This is a genomic window from Bartonella queenslandensis AUST/NH15 (assembly GCF_000312585.1).
GTDB lineage: Bacteria > Pseudomonadota > Alphaproteobacteria > Rhizobiales > Rhizobiaceae > Bartonella > Bartonella queenslandensis_A.
In genome coordinates, this window is record NZ_HE998010.1 from 7608 (window position 1) to 9498 (window position 1891).

2 protein-coding genes are annotated in these 1891 nt (G+C 32.7%); one reads left to right on the top strand and one right to left on the bottom strand.

Going from position 1 to position 1891, the window contains the following annotated elements:
• Positions 1–64 precede the first annotated feature (64 nt).
• Positions 65–613: a hypothetical protein gene (locus BN338_RS07225; protein ID WP_039760518.1), complete on the top strand. Its 549-nt coding sequence runs from the start codon at positions 65–67 to the stop codon at positions 611–613.
• Positions 614–1176: 563 nt separating this feature from the next.
• On the opposite strand, the gene BN338_RS07230 is transcribed toward BN338_RS07225, so the two are convergent.
• Positions 1177–1701 (bottom strand): peroxiredoxin, encoded by a 525-nt coding sequence (locus BN338_RS07230; RefSeq protein WP_039760519.1) that lies wholly within the window; start codon positions 1699–1701, stop codon positions 1177–1179.
• Positions 1702–1891: the final 190 nt, after the last annotated feature.

Here is a 1891-nt window from a genome sequence, read left to right on the forward strand (position 1 = left end):
ATAATGATAAATGTTTGAAATTATTAATTTATTATAAAAATAATTTTTTAACGGAGAAATAAAAATGGCCCAATATGATTTTACTGTGCTCTATGAAAGAAATCCCTTTGTTTTGAAAAAACCTGAAGATATCGGAAAATCATTTAAACTTCCTCCTTCGAGCTTCGGATTTGAAGATCTTCCGCAAATCACTTTTTCAGGTGCTTCGTCGTGTCGGCATATGATTTTTGGATTATCTTTTAGTGGGTTGAAAGCTTTTTTTGTGATGTTGTGGCAAGTAGGAAGAATGCTCGATGAGGGGGATGATGTGGATTTATGGTTTGATCAGATTACGTTGGATCGTGATATTCTTGAGGAATTTTTGATTTGCGATTTTTCAATTCAAGAACCAGAATATCTTAATTTTAAAGGTTTTAAAGAAGGTATTAAGGAATTAGAAAGGAATAAAATTTTAGCGAAGGGAACAAAAGAAGATGGTTATTTTATCAATCCAGATATTTTTGGTCTTCCTGAATGTGATGAAGATGTTGAGCTCGATGAAGAAGAAGAGATAGAAGAGGAAGAAACAACAGCACACTTTACAGTAGAATACTCGGATAAACGACACCTTTAACTGTTTCTTTATTAGAAAAAAATAAAAGCTTATAATATGGCTGTGAGAACAGCAAAGAGCTTGTTGATGGTGTGTGAATTGGAATGTTTATGGGATCTGTTTGATTCAATTCTTTTCATAAACGGTTATTTATGCAGAGCAGTTTTTATGCCGTGTTTGATTATTTTATGAGACATAAGTCAATTTCAAGTGTGTTCCTTTTTAAATAAATGTTTTATTCTCTATTTTTTCTTTTGATGCTTTTGTAAACCTTGAATTATTAATACCTTTGCATTTGAGAATGCTTATGAGAAGCATTTTTAGTGCTTTAAGTGTTTACCTACAACGCTACACTCGCTTTATGACGGGCAAATAAATGATTATAATTGATTCAATAGAGAAAAATTTAAAATAAAAGAGTATTATGGTATCTAGGGGGCTAATTCAAGTTAAAGAACGCTAAATTATTATTATAAATCAAAATGTTGTTAAAAGTAGATGTTTCAGGAAATACAAAAGACACAAATTCCCTTCGTAAAAGAAATTTGTGTCGTAAAATTTAAATATACAATTTTGGGTTGGAATTAGCTTTTCAAAGCTTTTAAAACATTTTGTGGTGAAGAAACTTCATAAGGATCAGATGTGCAGTTGTCTGAAAAACCGGCTTCTTCGAACCATTGCTCAATCACACCATCGTTGATAACAGCAGCATAGCGCCATGAGCGCATGCCAAAACCAAGATTGTCTTTTGCAACCAGCATACCCATTTTACGTGTGAATTCACCAGAACCATCGGGAATTAATTTCACGTTTTTGATATTTTGTTCTTTTCCCCAAGCATTCATAACAAAGGCATCATTGACGGAAAGGCAATAAATTTCATCAATACCAGCCTGTTTAAATTCATCATAGAGTTTTTCAAAATCAGGCAGCTGAAAGTTTGAGCAAGTTGGCGTAAAAGCACCAGGAAGAGAAAAAAGGATAACGCGCTTTCCTTTAAAGTAAGCATCACTTTTCACTTCTTGCCATCGATAGGGATTATCTCCCCCCATTGATTCATCGCGTACACGTGTATGAAATGTAACATTGGGAACTGTTTTTTTTACCATAAGGATGCTCCTGTATTTTTTTTTACGAAAATTTTGTTTTAAAACAACCTTTGTATTTAAAACATATGGGAAAGATCGTTTTAAATAAAAGGGCTTCTTAAAGAACTTTTACTTTTAGCAAGTGTGCAAATATTTCACACTTGCGTCAAGTAGAATTCATGGTCGACTTTGAATACTCTTCATCTTAAAA

What these genes read in the sequence shown, in the direction of transcription:
- BN338_RS07225 (WP_039760518.1), top strand. Translation starts at nt 65, where the DNA reads ATGGCCCAATATGATTTTACTGTGCTCTATGAAAGAAATCCCTTTGTT.
- BN338_RS07230 (WP_039760519.1), bottom strand. Translation starts at nt 1,701, where the DNA reads ATGGTAAAAAAAACAGTTCCCAATGTTACATTTCATACACGTGTACGC.